The organism is Streptomyces xylophagus (assembly GCF_000716435.1).
In the GTDB taxonomy this organism is placed as follows: Bacteria; Actinomycetota; Actinomycetes; order Streptomycetales; family Streptomycetaceae; genus Streptomyces; species Streptomyces xylophagus.
Map to the genome: position 1 here is coordinate 25,072 of NZ_JNWO01000020.1, position 17,371 is coordinate 42,442.

A 17,371-nucleotide genomic window follows, 5' to 3' on the forward strand; every position below is an offset into this window, starting at 1 on the left:
CTGCCCTGTCATCACGGTGTCCGAAGGCGCAGAGCCTGAACGGACCAGTCGAGCACGGGAGCCAGACTCTCCGGGGCGGGCCAGCCGTTGACCACGGCAAGCAGTTGGAGATACCGCTCCCTGCGGGGGTCGTTCACGCGCTCCAGCCGAGCCGCCAGCCGGCGGCGGAGCTCGATGTCGTCGGGCTGGCCGAGGAAGTGCGCGTAGGTCGCCGTAAACGCCGCGACGAACGGATCGGCGTGGGGCGAGGCCGGTTCGACACCGGCGGCGAGGGCCGGCCCGGCCTGGTCCCGCACGACTGCGGCGATATCGCGGCGCGGGCCCGCCGCCTCGCCTCGAACCTGCTCGGCGGCCTGCTCTTCGGCCAACTGCCGCACGGAGGCGCGGAATTCAGGGTCCAGGGACAGTTCGGCCAACTCCACCCACGCCTGGACCTGTTCCGCATCCGGGTTGTCGGGCAGTTCGGGAGTCATCGAGCGCTTGACCCCGGCGAACGCGGGGGTGGCGGCGTCAAGACCACCGAAGACTGCGTCGAGAAACTCACCGACCAGACGTCGGCGTTCGTCCTCGGAGAGCTGGGCCAGCCTGTGCATGAGTTCCGTCTCCTCAGGTGTCGATCCACGAGCGGCCACCGCGGCCAACACCGCGTGCCGCAGACGCAGGACCCGTATCTGCACCGCCAACGCTTCGGCGTGCGCCGCGGCGACCTCGGGCAGCGAGAGCTCACGGTCCACGACCTTCCGGATCGTCGAGAGGTCAAGTCCCAACTCCCGCAGGGTCCTTACGAGGTCCAAGCGTGCGACGGCATCGATGCCGTACAGGCGGTAACCAGCCGGGGTGCGGTCCTTCGGCGCCACGATCCCGCGATCGGAGTAGAACCGGATGGTCTTGACCGTGAGCCCGGTCCGCCGGGCCAGGTCGCCGATCGAGTAGAGGGTGTCGCCGTCCATGCCGCCCACCTTTGCGTCTCCCCCTACTGGAGACTCAAGTTCCTTCGCCCGCCAGCAGCTGTCAGCGGCTCGCGCGGACCATCACCGTGAGAACCGGCGAGGCCGGTGATGGCTGGCTCTGTCCGATGTCCTCGTACCCCCACGACCTGTAGAGCGCATGGACCTTTCCGTCGCCGGCAGCCGAGTTGACCATGAGCGTCACGAACGGCTCGTCGCGTGCGGCGAGGAAGGCGTCGTGGATACGGCGGGCTGTCCCGGTCTTCCGCCAGGCCGGCCGGACGCCGATCTCCTTCAGGGCCACGGCCGGGCGCTCGGTGTACTTCTCCGCCGGTGCGGGACTGGTGCGCTGCCAGTACCGGTCGCCGTGCTCGATGGTGTTGCCATAGGCGTAGCCGACCGGATGTCCGTCCGCGTACGCGAGGACAGCAACGAACCCCGGCTCGGTGGCGTGCCGGTCCAGGCGTTCGCCGAACGCGGTGACCGCGTAGTTCGGCAGGTGGAGCAGCGGGGCGCGCACGTCGGCGTACACGTCGAGGAGGTCGCCGCGGACGGTGTCGAGGGCGGTGAAGGTGCGCAGTTCGATGGCGGGTGCCGTGGTCATGCGGCCATCCTCCAGGTGGCGGCGTGCTCGGTCCACGTCTGGACGGTGGTACTGCCCGGCGCGGTAGCGCGCAGTGCTGCGCCGAACTCTTGGAGCATGCGCGTGACTCGGGCGTGCTGCGTGGCGGCGTCGGCGGGGACCTTCATCGCCGTGGTCGTCGCGGCTTCCGGCGCGCCCTGGGCGAGTTGGGCGTGTGCGAGTCGGGTCGTGGTGATGGCGCGGGACCGGGCCATGTGAGGCCGCAGGGCGGACAGGCAGCGGTGGGCGTGGAACTCGGCGGTCGGGTAGTCGCCAAGCGCCAGGTACGCGGAGAGTGCCAAGTGGTCCAGTTCGGCTTGGTCGTAGAAGGCGAGCATCCACACCGGTCGGTAGTCGGCGGGGTCGGCGCGCAGCATGGCGTCCTGGGCCTGGTCGAAAGCGCGGCGGGTGCCGGTGGGGTCCTGTGCCGCACCGTGGATGGCGCCCTGGCGGGCCAGTCCGAGGGACGCGAACAGGGGGTCGCGGCGGGTGAGGTGGAGGTTGCGGGCGACGTCGTTGGCGGCGAACGCGTCGGCGGTCCGGCCCATGTGCCGGTACATGGTGCCCGCGTGGCTCCAGATGCGGAACTTGATCGCCTGGTCGCCGGACATCTCGGCGAGGGCCTGGGCCTCGCGCATGTGCGCCTTGGCGTCGTCGTAGCGGCGGCCGTCGATGGCGGCCCACATCGCCGAGGAACGGAAGGCGGCTGCGGAAGCGTAGAGGTTGCTGCGTACGCGCTGGGTGGCGCTGCCGGCGTTCTGGAGGTTCAGCGCCTCGTTGGCGAGTTCGGCGGCCTGTTGCTCGATGCCGAGTTGGCCGCCGTGGCGGTGGTCGCTGGCGATGATTTCGGCGAAGCGCTTGTTCAGACGGCTGACATCGCTCATGCCGATACGGCGAGGGGACGCGGTGCCAGGCGCGGCTGCTGCGGCGGCAGCCGCCGCGATGCCGCCGACGAGGGTACGGCGCTTCATGTCGGAGTCCTCCTGCTGCGGTGGGGCTGCGGTGGGCCGAGCCCTGCCCCATGGCACGAACCCTAGAGCGACGGCCGGCAGACCGCTGACGTCCTCAAGTGCCTTGCGGGTAGCCGATTTTGGCCACTTGACCCGGCCTGCCTTCCAGGCCCGGACCGAGGAGCCGTCGAGGCCGCCCGGTCTTCCGGTCAGTTGCTCTAAAGCCCTGTTCACCGTGTCGGCAAGGCTGTTGGAGCTGTAGCCGTGTTCGGCCATCCACGCCTCCAGGACAGTGTTACGCGTGGTGTCCATGTCCGCACGGTAGCTCCCACATCCCCGCACCCGCCAGGTAAAGGGAAGGTCAAATCATCCTGGGCGGCTGTGCCGGGAGGCCGACTGATCGCCCTAACCAACCAGCCGTAGACGGGAGTTGTCTGGTTGCTGGCTGCCCGTCACCCATGTGCGGGCGGCTGTTGACCGGCCCGGGCCGCCCCTGACACCTGCCGAGGGGGCGAGCCGGGCGCCGAGACAACACGAAGGCCCGACGCCCAATGACGAGTCTCAGTACGCCAGTTCAGGCCGCCCCCACCGGCCACCCCGCCTACAGCCAGACTTTTCCGTGCGAGCCGTCCACGGCCGAGACCGGCCGCAAGCTCGTTCGTGACGCCCTCGGCGTATGGCACCTCGACAACCTCGCCGACCGTGCCGCCCTGATCATCTCGGAACTGATCGCGAACGCCGTCCGGCACACCTCGTGCCGCTCGATCCGCCTTGTGGTCGGGCGGCCGAGCGCGGACCGGTTGCGGGTCGGGGTGGTGGACCGCGCACCTTCGCGCCTGCCGGTTCTTGGTCCGCCTGATGATGATGACGAGTCAGGCCGTGGCCTGCTCCTCATCGACACCGTCGCCGACCGCTGGGGCTACGAACTGCACGGCTCAGGCAGGCGCCCGTGGGGCAAAGAGGTCTGGGCCGAACTCCTCATCGAAGGCGACGACTGAGTGCCCGGCTTCGGCACCCCTCTCGAAACGCAGCCACACGACGGCTCCGTGGAACGGCGGCCGTCCGACCAGATTCCCGCTTCCGGTGTGCGGTTCCGCGCCGCACAGCCGGAGGAGGGCGCCACCACAACACCACAACCATTCAAAGGAGTTGGCATGACGCGCAGCACCGTAGTACCGATCACCACCCTGGTGAGCCACCAGACCCCGGCGGCAACGGACGGGTTCGATCTCGACGTCTCCCTCGTCGAGATCGCCGACCCGGCGGGCCTGGTCAACCTGACCGACGACAACTGCGGCTCCACCTGCGGCGCCTGCACCACCAACGTCGCCTGACCCGAGGCTTCGGGCCTCTCCGGTCCGGTGCCGTCGCGCTCTACGGCGTGACGGCACCACCCGTCCGTCCCTCGCCCCAGGAGGTAGTGGTGGCTGCTCCGCCCTCAGCGTTCCGAACCGGCACGACCGCTCTCGTACGAGCCGTCGCCCGGCCGACACTGCCGTGCCCGCCGTTGCCTGACCTCGGCGATCGCTCGCCCGACGGCTTGGCCGCCTGTATCTCGTGGTTGCGCGCGGTCTGGTCGGACGAGGACTTCGTTGAAGCCCTGCAACACGCCAGCCCGGCCCTGACCGTGCAGGTACGGGGCCTGTGTGCCTCCGAGAAACCGTCTCCGCGCGATGTACGGCGTACGGCGCTGTCCGTGGCCCGCTATCTGCTGCGGTCCGAGCACCGGGCAACACCTTTCGGCTTGTTCGCCGGCGTGGCCACCGCGCAGTTCTGTCGACAAGCGCGAGCAAGGTGGGGAGCGAAGCACGTGGCCGTCGGCCGCGCGGGAGCCGAGTGGCTGGCTGCCGTGATCGAGCAGTTGGAGTCGTGCCCGGATCTGCTCGAACGGCTGCCTGTCGTCGTCAACAACACCGTGACGAGCCGAGGAGACCGGCTCGTCGTACCGTTCCAGCCCGATGTCCAGGGCGACCGGACCCGCGCGGTCGAGGCGTCCGTGACCCTGACCGACCCTGTGCGCGCGGTCCTTTCCGCGACGCGGGCGCCGATCCCCTTCGGCGCGCTCCTGGACAAACTCCGAGCGGAGTTCCCGAAGGCCGGGCACGTGAAGTCACGTGCTCTGTTAGGGGAGTTGATCCGGCGACGGGTGTTGATCACGAATTTGCACGCGCCGAGCACCGAGACCGACGTACTGGGGTATCTGCTTGACCAGCTCGACGCGACCGACGCCGCACCCCTCGCCCCGGTCGCGGGGACAGTGCGCGAGCTGCGCGCTGTTCGCGAGGGCCTGGAAGAGTGCGCCACGCGGGGCGGCCGGGACAGCGTCGCGGCGCGGATGCTGGAACTCGTACCCGGACTGCGTCGTCACCCCGTTGCGTTCGACCTGCGGCTGGACGCGCAGATCGTTCTGCCGGACGCCGTAGCCCGAGAGATCGAGCGTGCCGCCCTCGTCCTGACCCGGGTGAGTACCCGCCCGTACGGGACCGCAGCGTGGAGCGAGTACCACCAGCGGTTCTACGAGCGTTACGGCATCGGCACGTTGGTGCCGCTCGCCGAGGTCGTGGCGGACAGCGGCACCGGATATCCCGACGGCTATCCGGGTACTCCGGCCGGTGCGCGCCGGCCTCGCGTCTCCGCTCGCGATGACGCTCTCCTACGGTTCGCGCAGGGCGCCGCGCTCGACGGCCGCGACGAGGTGCTCCTCACCGACGAGCTGATCGAGGCCCTGGACGTGGGGCCCGAAGAGCCGCGACTGCCACCGCACTTGGAGATCGGGGTACGGGTGCACGCGGCCAGCCTGCGGGAGTTGCAGTGCGGGCGGTTCCGGCTGGAGGTCGTGAGCGTGTCACGCGGAGCCGGCGTCTCTACAGGGCGGTTCCTCAGCGTGCTGGCCCCCGGCGACCGTCAGGCCCTGGCCGCAGAGCTTGCCGCTCTCCCGGCCGTGGACGGCAACACCGTGCCCGCACAGCTCTCCTTCCCACCGCTGCTCCCCGAGAGCACCCACGTCACCCGGGCTCCGCAGGTCCTGCCCACGGTGATCAGCCTCCAAGAACACCGTGCTGTCGGCGACGAAGTCCTCACCCCCGAGGACCTGGCGGTGGCGTGCGACGGCCGCCGTATGTACCTGGCCGCCCCCGAGCGCGGCCGGCGCATCGAGGCCGTCGGAATGCACGCGCTGAACCTGCGCACGCACACTCCGCCGCTGGCGCGGTTTGTCGCGGAGCTGTCCCGCGCCCAGTGTGCGCAGGTCACCATGTTCGACTGGGGCGCCGCAACGGCGATGCCGTTCCTGCCGCGCCTGCGGTACGGGCGCACGGTGCTGGCCCCGGCCCGGTGGCACCTGGAGGCACCCGAACTGCCCAGCCGTACACGCCCTCGGGCCGAGTGGGACACCGCGCTCACCGACTGGCGGGCCAGGCGGCGTCTCCCCCGGCGGGTCTTCCTCGTTGAGGACGACCGGCGGCTGTTCCTCGACCTCGACCAGGCCGGCCACCGGACGCTGCTCCGCCGGCATCTCGACCGTACGCACCTGGCCGTCCTCGTCGAGGCCCCGGAACCCGATGCACTTGGCTGGTGCGATGGCCGTGCCCACGAGGTCGTGGTGCCTCTCAAGGCAACCCGGCCGCCGACATGGCCTCCCCTTCCCGCTCCCACCCAGGCCCGAGCCCTCTCACCGGTCCAGATCCAGACACCGGCCGTCTCGTCGGTACTGCTGGCCGCCCTGTACGGCGACCCCCGCCGCCAAAACGCCCTGCTCTCCCGCCACTTGCCCGAGCTCCTGCAACAACTCGGTTCCCCGCCATGGTGGTTCATCCGCTTCCGGGATCCCGAACAACATTTACGCCTGCGCATCGAGCTCCCCACTCCGGAGGCATTCGGCGAGACGGCCCGAACAGTGAGCGCGTGGGCCGACGAGCTGCGCGCCACTGGTCTGCTGGCCGACCTGCGCTACCCAACCTCCTATAGGGAGATGGGCCGTTGGGGCTCCGGCACCGCATGGAACGCGGCCGAGGACGTGTTCCGGGCGGATTCGCGCGCAGTCCTGGCCCAGCTCTCCCAGCCACGGTGTCCACACGAGCGCACGCGGGTGGCCGCACACTCCATCGCCATCGCTTCCGCGTTCCTCGGCAGCACTCAAGCCGGGATGCGCTGGCTGATCGACCACATCCCGCCCAGAGCCCCCGCGCCAGTACCCCGGCCGCAGTTCACCGACGCCGTACGTCTCGCCGACCCTCGCGACGACTGGGCGGCCCTGCGCGCAGCCCCCGGAGGAACAGCCATCGTGTCGGCGTGGGCCGACCGCGACGCAGCGCTCGCCGCCTACCGGCCACACCTGCCCGGCCCTGACACCAAAGGCATCGCCATCGACGACGTCCTGGCCTCCCTGCTGCACGTCCACTTCGTACGGCACATCGCGGTGAACTTCCCCGAGGAAGAGGTCTGCCTCTATCTCGCCCGCGCCGCCGCCCTGGCCTGGACAGCACGCCCCACCGGGAGGACATCGTGACCACCCACACCGCACTCGACCTGGCAGCAGCCGTCGCCGACCAACTCGCCGACCCGCGCATGGCACACCTTGGACATCGGCAGCACCTTGCCTACGGTCTTCCCGGAATCGCGCTCCTGCACATCGAGCGGGCCGCAACCGGGCTGGGCCCCTGGCAGCGCGCCCACGACTGGCTCGTCGCCGCCTCCCGCGAACCGTTCACCAGAGGGCCCGACAGCCACCCCTTCTACGGCGCACCCGCCTTCGCCCACGCCCTGGCCTGCGCCGCCGACCACCTGCCTGGTGCCTATCAGCGCGCCCTCGCCGCTCTCGACCATCAGATGGCCACCGATGCGAGCCGTCGCCTCGACGCCGCACACCGCCGCATGGACGCCGAACTCCTCCCGGCGCTCGCCGAGTTCGACGCCATCCGTGGCCTGACCGGCTACGGCGCCTACCTCCTGCGCCGCAACCCCGCCGCCAACGCTCTACGCGCCGTACTCGACTACTGCGTACGTGTCACTCAACCGATCGCCTACGACGGCGAGTTGATGCCGGGCTGGTGGACAGCCACAGGACCCTCAGGCCGCCCGGACGACCGTTTCCCCGGCGGGCACGCCAACAGCGGAATGGCACACGGCATCGGCGGCGTGCTCGCACTGCTGTCACTCGCCGCCCGGCACGGCACCCTCGTCAACGGCCACACCGAAGCACTGGGACGGATCCTGGCCTGGCTGGACCGCTGGCGAGAGAACACCGGCCGAGGACCGGTATGGCCGTACTGGATCACCCGAAGTGAGCTGAGCACAGGCCGACTTGACCTGTCCGCACCCCAGCGGCCGTCATGGTGCTACGGCACCGCCGGTCTCGCCCGCGCCCAGCAACTTGCCGCGCTCGCCCTCGGCGATGCCGGTCGCCAGGTCGATGCGGAGAACGCGCTCGTGGCCGCCCTCACCGACCCTGACCAGCTGAAGGCCACGACGGACAACGGCCTGTGCCACGGCTTCGCCGGTCTCGCTCACATCGCCGCCCGCGCGGCCGACGACGCCCACCCCGCGACCGGCGGGCGGCTCCGCGCCGCAATTCCCGTGCTCCTGGCCGTAGTTCACCCACCTGGAACCGACCCCGCGCACGCCGCCGCGACGCTCATACGGGACAAGGAGCGAGGCCCCGGTTTCCTCGACGGCGCCGCCGGTGTCGCCCTTGCCGTCCTCGCGCCCGAGACCGCCACCCCACCGCAATCCGCCTGGGACGCCTGCCTGCTCATCGCCTGACCCCATCGACCGAAGGACCTCCGCATGCCCCCGGACCGGCCCGACCGCTGGCAGCAACACACCATCACCTTCGCGGACCGCGAGAGCGCTCAGCGAGCCATCGGCGAACATCTCGCCCCGGTGCTGCTCGCGGCTGAAGCGGACGGTCATCTCACCCGCTGGTGGTTCATGAACAAGCGGCCCTGGCCACTGCGATACGTCGCCGACCGGCCCTCCCTCATCGTCGAAGCGCTGCTGAGTGACCTGGTCGACGACGGCACGGTCGTGTCGTGGCTGCCCTCCGTCTACGAACCCGAGAACGACGCCTTCGGCGGGCCAGAGGCAATGGACATCGCCCACGACCTGTTCCACCAAGACAGCCGCCACCTGCTCACCTACCAACCCGGCCCGGAGCATCTGGGCCGCCGGGAAACCACCGTGCTACTGGCGAGCGCGATGATGCGGGCGGCCGGTCTGGACTGGTTCGAACAGGGTGACGTGTGGGCGAAGGTCGCCGCTCTCCGGCCAGCCGCCACCCCTCCGCCCCTCGGACGGGTAGCCGAACTGGTGCCCGCGATGCGGAAGTTGATGACCGCCGAAGCCCACGGACTGTGCTGCCCCAACGGCCCGCTCGCAGGGCACGACGACTGGGTGTCCGCCTTCGAGAGGGCAGGCGCCGCACTCGCTTGCCTCGCCGTGAACGCCGGGCTCACCCGCGGCCTGCGAGCCGTCATCGCCCACCACGTGATCTTCCACGCCAACCGCGCCGGTCTCCTCCGGGACGAGCAGAGCGCACTGTCCAACAGCGCACGAGAGGTAGTCATGGGAACGAGTGACAACACCGCGTCGACCGACGCGGCAAACGCCGGCGTCGATAGCGTCAGCGCGGTGAACACCGACACGATCGCCACCCCCGCGGCGGACGCCGAACGCCTCCGCAACGTCCTGGTCGACCAGCTTCGCGCGGACGGTCACGCCCGCACGCCCGCCGTCGAGACCGCGTTGCGGACCGTGCCCCGCCACGTGTTCGTGCCCGACGCGTCACTCGAAGACGCCTATGCCAACGCACCGGTGCACATCAAGTACGACACCGACGGCACATCGATCTCCTGCGCCTCCCAACCGAGCATCGTCGCTCTCATGCTCGACCAGTTCGACGTCCAACCCGGTCAGCGCATCCTCGAACTCGGTGCCGGCACCGGCTACAACGCCGGACTGCTCGCCCACTTGGTCGGCGAGAGCGGACACGTGACCACCCTCGACGTAGACGACGACCTCGTGGACGGCGCCCGCGCACACCTCGCCGCCGCCGGGATCACCAACGCCGAGGCCGTAACCCGCGACGGAGCACTCGGCTACGCCGAGGGAGCACCGTACGACCGGATCATCGCCACCGTCGGCGCACACGGCGTACCGCACGCCTGGCTGCGGCAACTCGCCCCCGGCGGACGGCTCCTCGTCCCCCAGCGGCTCAAGGGCACGGTCTCCCGCTCCATCGCCTACGAGCAGCGCGACGGCCGCTGGATCTCCCTCGGCAGCGAGATGAACACCTTCATGCCACTCAGGCGAGGCATCGCCGACGACGATCGCCGAACCGTCCCCCTCAGCTCGGACGGGGCTGTACGGCTCCAGGCCCCAGCCGGGCAGAACATCGACGCCGACGCGCTCGCCAGTGTCCTGGACCAGCCGCGCACCGAGGAATGGACCGGCATGACGGTCCAGGCCATGGAGTCACCGGAGTGGATGGAACTGTTCGTCACCTGCGCCCTCCCCTCCGGCCTGATCCGGATGCTGTTCCCCCAGAACGCCAAGGGCGGCCTGCTCACCGAGGACCCCTACCCGTCCTCGACCGCCGTCGTGGACAAGGGCGCCGTCACCTACCTGGCGCGGCGCCCGTCGAAGGAGAAGACCCCCGAAGGCGGCAAGCTCTGGGAGTTCGGGGTCATCGGCCACGGTCCCGGCAGCGACGAACTGGCCGCGAAGGTCGCCGACGCCGTCCGCACCTGGGACCGCGAATACCGGGGCCGCGAGGCCACGTTCGCGATCCAGCCACTCGACGCCCCCGCCATCGAGCGGCGCCCCGGCCTCTTCGCTCTCGACACCCCGCTGAACCGCATCGTCGTCGACTGGCGGTGACGCCCGGCACGTACAGGAAGGTGGCCGTCGGCGTACGGCTGGCGGGCACCGCTTCCTCACCAGAGTTCCCACGACTCACGCTCGGGGGAGTCCATGGACCCGCACGGCCCCATAGCCCAGCACTTCCCACTCGTCGCCCGATTCCGGCCCGCCTGCCTGCCCCTGCCTCAGCGCGTACGCGCGCTCGCCGACCTGGCCGACACCGCGGTGAAGAAGACCGACCAGGGCCTCGCATCCGCTGTCTACAACCAGGCCGCGCTCATCGCCTCCGACCTCGGCCTCCCCGACCTCGCACGCGAGATGTGCCACCAGCACGCCGCCGCCTACCTCGATGCCTGCCCGCTGCCCGGCATGAGTGCGATCCGAGGACTGGAACCGGTCGTCAACCTCGCCCGCCTCCAGATCCGCGCCGGCCACGGCGACGTCGGACGTCGACGACTGCTCGACCTGTACAAGACCGTCGAGGCGGGCGCAGCGGCTCGGTTCGAGGGCATCGCGGTACCGGCGGAGCTCACCGCGACCGCCGACGACCGCCACGAGGTCCGGGCGTGGCTGTGGCGTGTGCTCCTCGCTGACGGCACACGCACTTTCACCGCGGAGGGACGTTGGGCCGAGGCTCTGACACACATCGAAGCTCACCGTGGCGTAGGCAAGCGGATGCTCGACGGGCGCCAAGTCGCCGTACTGGCCGCCCTCGTTGAGGGTGACACGACACGAGCCACCGCTCTCCTCGCCCCCACAATGCCTGGCGATCCTTGGGAGCAAGCCGTCACGGGATGCCTATCCGTCCTGTGCCGCCGAGAGGCCGGGCAACCGTTCGACGGCCATCTGGCGAGCTTGGTCACGACCTACTCCGAGCGGAAGAGCGAACCCGGGATGACCGTCTTCGACACCCGGCTCGGACTCACCGTCCTCGACGCGATCGATTTCGCCGATGTCCCCGCCGCACACCGCATCGTCGAGGATCTCCACCGCAGGACGGCAGACGCCGAAGACGGTTACGCGGCTCGCGAGAACCTGGCACACCCTCTGTTCACGACGCTCGCCACGGAACGGCAAGTACAGGACTGCCGTGCGCTTGTAAGCGCGTGTGGCCTCGGCGCGGGCATCCTCCCAAAGGAGCTTCAAGGAGAACTGACGGCTGCTCTGCGAGCCAGCGACAGGGTGATCCGGCGAAGCCTCGGGCATCCTTCCGAACCCGGACCCAAATCCCCTGCACAGAGATAACCGTTCCTCTTGCGCAGCTTTCGCCTCCCCTCCCACCGGCGCCAAAGTCGGCGAGACGGCGGCCTGTTGGAGCTGGGACTCGCAAGACTGGCGGCTCCCGCTTGATGGCCGGAATGCCGCTCTTGCGAAGACTCGAGTGCATATCAGTACAGGGCTGGCGGGCAGAGTCGCCCAATACACCAGCCGTTGGGGGGAAGCTGGATGTCACTGGACTGGGCAACAACCATCACCACTCTGGGCGGGGTGGCCGCCGCCTTGATCGGTGTGGTGGCCGGCTCACTGCTCACAAGCCGCAGCGAACGCACGCATTGGGCACGTGACAAGCAGATCGCCGCCTGCTCGGCGATCGTTGCCGAGTCCACCCGAATCCAACTCGCTCTGCGTCGCGCCTGGAAACACGGCGATCCCGTGGACTGGGTGCCGTGGAACGTGGCCTTGGGAACGATCTGGCTGGTCGGCAGTCCCGCAGTCGTCGACGCCGCAGCGCGGGTCGACGAAGTGTTCTGGGATTGCAGCGATCAGTTCATCCGGCAGGTCGCACCCGATGAACAGTCCTGGGGTCAGGCGCGCGACCGAATGGAAACCGCGCGGCTCCACTTCATCAACATCGCCCGCCTTCATATCGATCCCCAGCGGTCACGGCTCACCCAGGTGCCCGTCAGTCGACCGCCCCAGCCACGCCTTGCCGACCCGGAACCAGAAGGGGCCAGGGCACCCGACGCCGCATAACACCGAACCGCCGGACCAACACGCCCCAAGGCCAACTGATCCAGACAGCTCCTCCTCCACCCATGAGGAGAGAGCCCCGGTCGGCTCGCAGCGACCGGGGCCCGGCGCGCGTCAGCTCTGCGCGTCGTCCCGTGAGAAGCGGACCTCGCGCTTCTCGATCCACCGGTACGACCAGTGCATCTCAGCCGTGATGGTCTTGATGCTTCCCTCAGGAAACTCCTTCGTGGCTGCCTCCAGCGCCGCATCGACAGCCGCGTTGTAGGCCGCCTTGATCCGGGCCTCACCCACCGTGGAATTGGGGGTCTGGAGGTCGAAGTCGAGTGTGATCGTCAGACGCTTCGGCGCGGGGTCCTGTGCCATGGGTGCCTCCCCTGGTGACGTACGGGATCGTCAGTATGGGGGGCGAAGTCCATGGCGAGGCACCTCAATCCATCGTCGCCCCAATAACCGTAGACCCCGTAGTCAGAAACGTCGTCACCGGCAGCGTGCCGCTCGACGCACGCGCCCCGTATGCCGTCGTCGCATCCACGGACTTGAAGGACGGAGTCGTGATCCCGCCATCCCAGTTGTTCGCCGCGGACACCGTCCTCGAACCCAGCTTGTCCAGGCCCCCCTTGTTGGCGACAGCCAGGTTGCGGGCAAGGCGGGACTTGCTGGTCTCGAAGAAGAAGCCAGCTGCCGCGTTCGCGTACGCGGTGTTGCGGTTGAGGATGATCGCGCCGGTGTTGGAGTTCTCGGTGAAGCCGTTGAGGCTGTTGTCCCAGGCGGCGTTGTCGTTGACGACGTGCGCGACCGCGACGCCTCCGCCGCCGAGCTTGAAGCCGTTGCCGTTGCCCTCGAAGGCGGAGTCATTCCAGCGGTTCTTGCCGTTGCCGAACGCCCAGGAGTGCTCGATGGTGACCGGCGAGGAGAACTGCCACAGGTCGAGGCCGTCGTCCGAGTTGTTGTAGAGGCGGGCGCCGGTGATCTTGTTGCCGGTGCCGGAGCCGAACTTGATGGCGATGCCGTCGGCGTTCTGGCCGTGTCCGGCGGCGTCGTAGTTACCGTAACTGTCCAGGTTCTGCACGAGGTTGTTGGTCGTGCCGTCGCCGCGCAGGGTGAAGCCGGAGTCGCCGTTGTTCGCCGTGACCAGGTTCTTGAAGATGCCGCCGACCGACGACGTGGCTACGAAGCCCTGCGCCGGGGAGTTCTGGAAGGTGAGGTTCTGGACGGTCCAGTAGTCGCCGTAGATCCCGGCCAGCCACTGGCCCGCGGGCAGCTTGGAGCCGTCGATCTTCACCTTCTCCGTGCCGTATGCCTCCAGCGTGATGCGGGCCGAACTCGTGCCGTCCGCCGTGGACTTGAGAGTCGCGGCCGGGGTGTAGGTGCCCGCCCTGACCTGGATGACCGTCCCCGCCGTGGCGTTCGCGACGGCCGACTCGAGCTGGGCGGTGGTGGACACGGTGACCGTCGACGAAGCGGCTTGTGCGCCACCGCTGTTGAGGCCGAGGTAGACGCCGCCCGCCCCTGCGGCGACGGCCACCGCGGCGGCGATCGAGAGGGTGCGGGTCCTGCGGTGGCGTCCGGTGCTCGTACGCACGGCGTTGGTTCCTTTCCTGGAGGACGAGGACGAAACGGGCCGGAGGGGCCGCCCCGGCCCGTTTCTGAGTCCTGGTCGCCGCCGTGACCGGAAAGGTTGCCACGGCACCGGGAGGAGAACCGAAACTTTCGATCAGCCCGGCCCCACCCGCACCGATTGACGCACCGCACCCCACTGGTGACACTCCGAAGCCACAGCCATTCAACAGAATCCCCCACACCCCCACAGGATGTGCCATGCGACCCCGCACCGCCCGCACCCTCCTGCTCCCCTTCCTGGCCCTTCTCCTCAGCCTGCTCGCCGCCCCGCCCAGTACCGCGCACTCAGGAGCACCGCCCGTGACCCACCCCAAGTACGCCGGCTACCTCTTCGCCTACTTCACCGGCGAGGGCACCGCCGACGGCGAGCAGATCCGCTACGCCCTCAGCCGTGGCAACGATCCCCTGCACTGGCGGGAGTTGAACCAGGGCAAGCCGGTCCTGACGTCGACGATCGGCGAGAAGGGGCTGCGCGACCCGTTCGTGATCCGCTCGCCGAAGGGCGACAAGTTCTATCTGATCGCCACCGACCTGCGGATGTACCGCAACAGCAGCGGGAGTTGGGACGACGTCCAGCGGCACGGCAGCAGGTCCGTGATGATCTGGGAGTCGACCGATCTGGTCCACTGGACCGACCAGCGACTGGTGAAGGTGGCCCCGGACAACGCGGGCAACACCTGGGCGCCGGAGGCCTATTGGGACGACTCACTCGGTGAGTACGTCGTCTTCTGGGCGTCGAAGCTGTACGCCGACGACGACCCCGACCACACCGGCTCGACGTACAACCGCATGATGTACGCGACGACGAAGGACTTCCGCACCTTCAGCGACCCGAAGGTCTGGGACGACCCCGGCTACTCGGTGATCGACTCAACCGTCGTGAAGTACAAGGACACTTACTACCGCTACACCAAGGACGAACGCGACCCGTCCTCCAGCTCCCCCTGCTCGAAGTTCATCACCGGCGAGAAGTCGAGCTCGCTGACCTCCACGTCGTACGACTTCGTCTCGGAGTGCATCGGGAACGGTGCGATCCAACGCGGCGAAGGACCGACGGTGTTCAAGTCCAACACCGAGAAGAAGTGGTACCTGTTCGTCGACGAGTACGGGCTGCGCGGCTACGTCCCCTTCGAGACGACCGATCTCGACTCCGGGCGATGGACCCCGTCCACGGACTACCAACTCCCGGCAAGTCCCCGGCACGGCACGGTACTTCCGGTGACACAGGCCGAGTACGACCGGCTGCTCGCCGCGTATCCGGCGGCCGCGACGTCGGTCGTGGACGCTACGGCGCACGGGCAGAAGGGGTACGCGATCGTCACGGAGGCCTCGTCGAAGGTCGTGCTACCCATGCAACCCGCCTCAGATCTGCGGCACTTGGCGCCGTCGCTGGCGATCGGCTCTGGTGCCTCGGTGAGTCCGCCCTCCGGTACCCGCCGGGACTTCCGCGCGCCGCAGACGTACACGGTCACGGCCGCGGACGGGACCAGCCGCACCTGGACGGTGGAGGCGGTGCCGACGCGAAGTCCCGTGCTGCCAGGGCTGACCGCCGACCCCGACGTGCACTATCTCGACGGCCAGTACTGGATCTACCCGACGAGCGACGGCTACGCGAACTGGGGCGGGACGAGCTTCAAGGCGTACTCCTCAAGGGACTTGGTCCACTGGCAGGACCACGGAGTCATCCTCTACCTGGGCCCTGACGTCTCCTGGGCCGACAAGAACGCGTGGGCGCCGGCGGTCGCGGAGCGCGACGGGAAGTACTACTTCTACTTCTGTGCCGAGCAGCAGATCGGGGTCGCGGTGGCGGACTCGCCCGCGGGCCCCTTCAAGGACGCGCTGGGCCAACCCCTCGTAGAGAAAGGGGCGTTGGCGGGCCAGATGATCGACCCGGCCGTCTTCACGGACGATGATGGGCAGTCGTATCTCTACTGGGGCAACGGGCACGCGTACGTCGTGCCGTTGAACGACGACATGACGTCGTACGACGCGACGAAGGTGAAGGACATCACGGCGGGCGACTTCCGTGAAGGGTCCTTCGTGGTGAAGCGGCGGGGCACGTACTACTTCATGTGGTCCGAGGACGACACCCGCAGCGAGAACTACCACGTGGCCTACGCGACGGGACCGTCCCCGCTCGGTCCGTGGACCGAGCGGGGCACGATTCTGTCCAAGAACCCCGAGTACGGCATCCTGGGCACCGGCCACCACTCCGTGGTGAACGCTCCGGGGACCGACGACTGGTACGTCGTCTACCACCGGTTCGCCCTGAACGGGCCCGGAAAACCTGGTGGGGACGGCACGCACCGGGAGACCACGATCGACCGCCTACGGTTCGCGGCGGACGGGACGATCCGGCCGGTGGTGCCCACCCTCGGGTCGATCAGCCCCGTACGGACTGCCCATACGGACTAGCCGTACGGACTAGCTGACGAAGTAGGTCGGGTTCGGGATCTTGTACGTCTTGTCGGCGTAGCCCCCGTCGAGGTCCGAGTACTGGTCGCCGAAGTTGGCGATGATGTTGTACCCGAGGTCCTCGATGTGCTTCCTGGTGCCGGACTTGTACTGCACGGTGGTGCAGGTCCAGGCCGTCACGGTGGCGCAGTCGCTCAGGTACGCCGGCGGGTTGGCCGTGTCCTTGAGGAACATGTGGTCGGCGTCGAGGTTGACGTCGGCGCCGACCTTCTTCAGGTTGTCGACCGCGTAGGTGCGCTGCGACTCCTTCAGACCCGAGTTGTAGAAGACCGTGACGCCCTTGGACGCGGCGTACTTGACCAGCTCGGGGGTGCCGAAGACCTCCGGGCGGTTGGCCTGGGCCACGTAGGTGGCCCAAGTCGCCGAGCTGTAGCCGTAGTTGTTCTTCTTCTCGTAGTCCAGGCTGAGCAGCAGCGTGTCGTCGATGTCGAAGACGACCGCGGGCTTGGCGCCCTTGTGGTGCTTGCGCACTGCCTCGTCGATGTACTTCTTGGCCGACGCGTCGATACGCGCCAGGTCCTTGGCGTACGGGCTGGTCGCCGAGGCCTGGTAGACGCCGTTGGCGTCGAGCGTGGTGCCGTAGTAGGTGTCGATGTCCTTCGTCAACAGGCCGATGTTGTACGGCTCGTGGGTCGAGTTGGCCGTCGACTGGCCGGCCGTGGCGACGCCCGTGCCGTAGAGGGCTGCACCGGCGACGACACAGGCGGCGCCGAGGGCGGCCGCTCTAAGGGACTTCCGCATGGAATCTCCGGATCTGGTTCCGATGGGTGATGCACCAGGTCAGGGACTGTCTACGCGCATCACACCGTGGAGGCGAGAGCCTTTATCCGATCGATACACAACCCACAGGCCGGGGAATTACCCGCGCTTGGGTCCCACTTGACCTTCTCTTGATCGGCTTCCCCTACCGTCGTGCACGCGACTGCGAA

The 17,371-nt window shown here is 68.8% G+C and carries 14 protein-coding genes; 8 read left to right on the top strand and 6 right to left on the bottom strand.

Annotation, left to right across the window (positions count from 1 at the left end; all coding sequences use genetic code 11):
- Positions 1–11: 11 nt before the first annotated feature.
- From OO70_RS35660 to OO70_RS35670, 3 genes are all read right to left on the bottom strand, one after another.
- Positions 12–950 (bottom strand): MerR family transcriptional regulator, encoded by a 939-nt coding sequence (locus OO70_RS35660; RefSeq protein WP_043681072.1) that lies wholly within the window; start codon positions 948–950, stop codon positions 12–14.
- 61 nt (positions 951–1,011) lie between these two features.
- Complete coding sequence (locus OO70_RS35665; protein ID WP_063749765.1) at positions 1,012–1,551, bottom strand: GNAT family N-acetyltransferase; 540 nt, start codon at positions 1,549–1,551, stop codon at positions 1,012–1,014.
- Positions 1,548–2,831, bottom strand: a complete 1,284-nt coding sequence (locus tag OO70_RS35670; RefSeq protein WP_078651690.1) for a Tat pathway signal sequence domain protein — start codon at positions 2,829–2,831, stop codon at positions 1,548–1,550. The genes OO70_RS35665 and OO70_RS35670 overlap by 4 nt, the downstream gene beginning before the upstream one ends.
- A 239-nt stretch (positions 2,832–3,070) precedes the next feature.
- On the opposite strand from OO70_RS35670, the gene OO70_RS35675 reads away from it, so the two are divergent.
- From OO70_RS35675 to OO70_RS51420, 7 genes are all read left to right on the top strand, one after another.
- Positions 3,071–3,517 carry an ATP-binding protein gene (locus OO70_RS35675; protein ID WP_043680779.1) on the top strand — a complete coding sequence of 149 codons (447 nt, stop codon included), beginning with the start codon at positions 3,071–3,073 and terminating at the stop codon, positions 3,515–3,517.
- A gap of 156 nt (positions 3,518–3,673) precedes the next feature.
- Entirely contained in the window at positions 3,674–3,853 is a 180-nt protein-coding gene (locus OO70_RS35680) for an FxLD family lanthipeptide (RefSeq protein WP_043680782.1), read from the top strand.
- Between the two features lie 218 nt (positions 3,854–4,071).
- Positions 4,072–7,026 carry a lantibiotic dehydratase gene (locus tag OO70_RS35685; protein ID WP_043681076.1) on the top strand — a complete coding sequence of 985 codons (2,955 nt, stop codon included), beginning with the start codon at positions 4,072–4,074 and terminating at the stop codon, positions 7,024–7,026.
- Entirely contained in the window at positions 7,023–8,279 is a 1,257-nt protein-coding gene (locus OO70_RS35690) for a lanthionine synthetase C family protein (RefSeq protein ID WP_043680784.1), read from the top strand. Before OO70_RS35685 ends, OO70_RS35690 begins: the two co-directional genes overlap by 4 nt.
- Positions 8,280–8,303: 24 nt before the next feature.
- Positions 8,304–10,394: a methyltransferase, FxLD system gene (fxlM, locus tag OO70_RS35695; RefSeq protein ID WP_043680787.1), complete on the top strand. Its 2,091-nt coding sequence runs from the start codon at positions 8,304–8,306 to the stop codon at positions 10,392–10,394.
- A gap of 93 nt (positions 10,395–10,487) precedes the next feature.
- Complete coding sequence (locus OO70_RS35700) at positions 10,488–11,621, top strand: hypothetical protein (protein WP_043680790.1); 1,134 nt, start codon at positions 10,488–10,490, stop codon at positions 11,619–11,621.
- 201 nt (positions 11,622–11,822) lie between these two features.
- Positions 11,823–12,350 carry a hypothetical protein gene (locus OO70_RS51420; RefSeq protein WP_051741951.1) on the top strand — a complete coding sequence of 176 codons (528 nt, stop codon included), beginning with the start codon at positions 11,823–11,825 and terminating at the stop codon, positions 12,348–12,350.
- 111 nt (positions 12,351–12,461) lie between these two features.
- Here the strand turns inward: OO70_RS51420 and OO70_RS35710 are convergent, their stop codons facing one another.
- Both OO70_RS35710 and OO70_RS35715 read right to left on the bottom strand, forming a co-directional pair.
- On the bottom strand, positions 12,462–12,710 hold the full coding sequence (locus OO70_RS35710) for a hypothetical protein (RefSeq protein ID WP_051741953.1): 249 nt from the start codon (positions 12,708–12,710) through the stop codon (positions 12,462–12,464).
- A gap of 64 nt (positions 12,711–12,774) precedes the next feature.
- Positions 12,775–13,929: a right-handed parallel beta-helix repeat-containing protein gene (locus tag OO70_RS35715; protein ID WP_043680793.1), complete on the bottom strand. Its 1,155-nt coding sequence runs from the start codon at positions 13,927–13,929 to the stop codon at positions 12,775–12,777.
- 236 nt (positions 13,930–14,165) lie between these two features.
- On the opposite strand from OO70_RS35715, the gene OO70_RS35720 reads away from it, so the two are divergent.
- Complete coding sequence (locus OO70_RS35720; protein WP_043680796.1) at positions 14,166–16,382, top strand: family 43 glycosylhydrolase; 2,217 nt, start codon at positions 14,166–14,168, stop codon at positions 16,380–16,382.
- A gap of 9 nt (positions 16,383–16,391) precedes the next feature.
- Here the strand turns inward: OO70_RS35720 and OO70_RS35725 are convergent, their stop codons facing one another.
- Positions 16,392–17,183 (bottom strand): HAD family acid phosphatase, encoded by a 792-nt coding sequence (locus OO70_RS35725; protein WP_043680799.1) that lies wholly within the window; start codon positions 17,181–17,183, stop codon positions 16,392–16,394.
- Positions 17,184–17,371 lie beyond the last annotated feature (188 nt).

Coding starts and splice junctions, on each gene's coding strand:
- OO70_RS35710 (WP_051741953.1), bottom strand. CDS start 12,710: ATGGCACAGGACCCCGCGCCGAAGCGTCTGACGATCACACTCGACTTC.
- OO70_RS35725 (WP_043680799.1), bottom strand. CDS start 17,183: ATGCGGAAGTCCCTTAGAGCGGCCGCCCTCGGCGCCGCCTGTGTCGTC.
- OO70_RS35660 (WP_043681072.1), bottom strand. CDS start 950: ATGGACGGCGACACCCTCTACTCGATCGGCGACCTGGCCCGGCGGACC.
- fxlM (WP_043680787.1), top strand. CDS start 8,304: ATGCCCCCGGACCGGCCCGACCGCTGGCAGCAACACACCATCACCTTC.
- OO70_RS35675 (WP_043680779.1), top strand. CDS start 3,071: ATGACGAGTCTCAGTACGCCAGTTCAGGCCGCCCCCACCGGCCACCCC.
- OO70_RS35665 (WP_063749765.1), bottom strand. CDS start 1,551: ATGACCACGGCACCCGCCATCGAACTGCGCACCTTCACCGCCCTCGAC.
- OO70_RS35670 (WP_078651690.1), bottom strand. CDS start 2,831: ATGGACACCACGCGTAACACTGTCCTGGAGGCGTGGATGGCCGAACAC.
- OO70_RS35720 (WP_043680796.1), top strand. CDS start 14,166: ATGCGACCCCGCACCGCCCGCACCCTCCTGCTCCCCTTCCTGGCCCTT.
- OO70_RS51420 (WP_051741951.1), top strand. CDS start 11,823: ATGTCACTGGACTGGGCAACAACCATCACCACTCTGGGCGGGGTGGCC.
- OO70_RS35700 (WP_043680790.1), top strand. CDS start 10,488: ATGGACCCGCACGGCCCCATAGCCCAGCACTTCCCACTCGTCGCCCGA.
- OO70_RS35680 (WP_043680782.1), top strand. CDS start 3,674: ATGACGCGCAGCACCGTAGTACCGATCACCACCCTGGTGAGCCACCAG.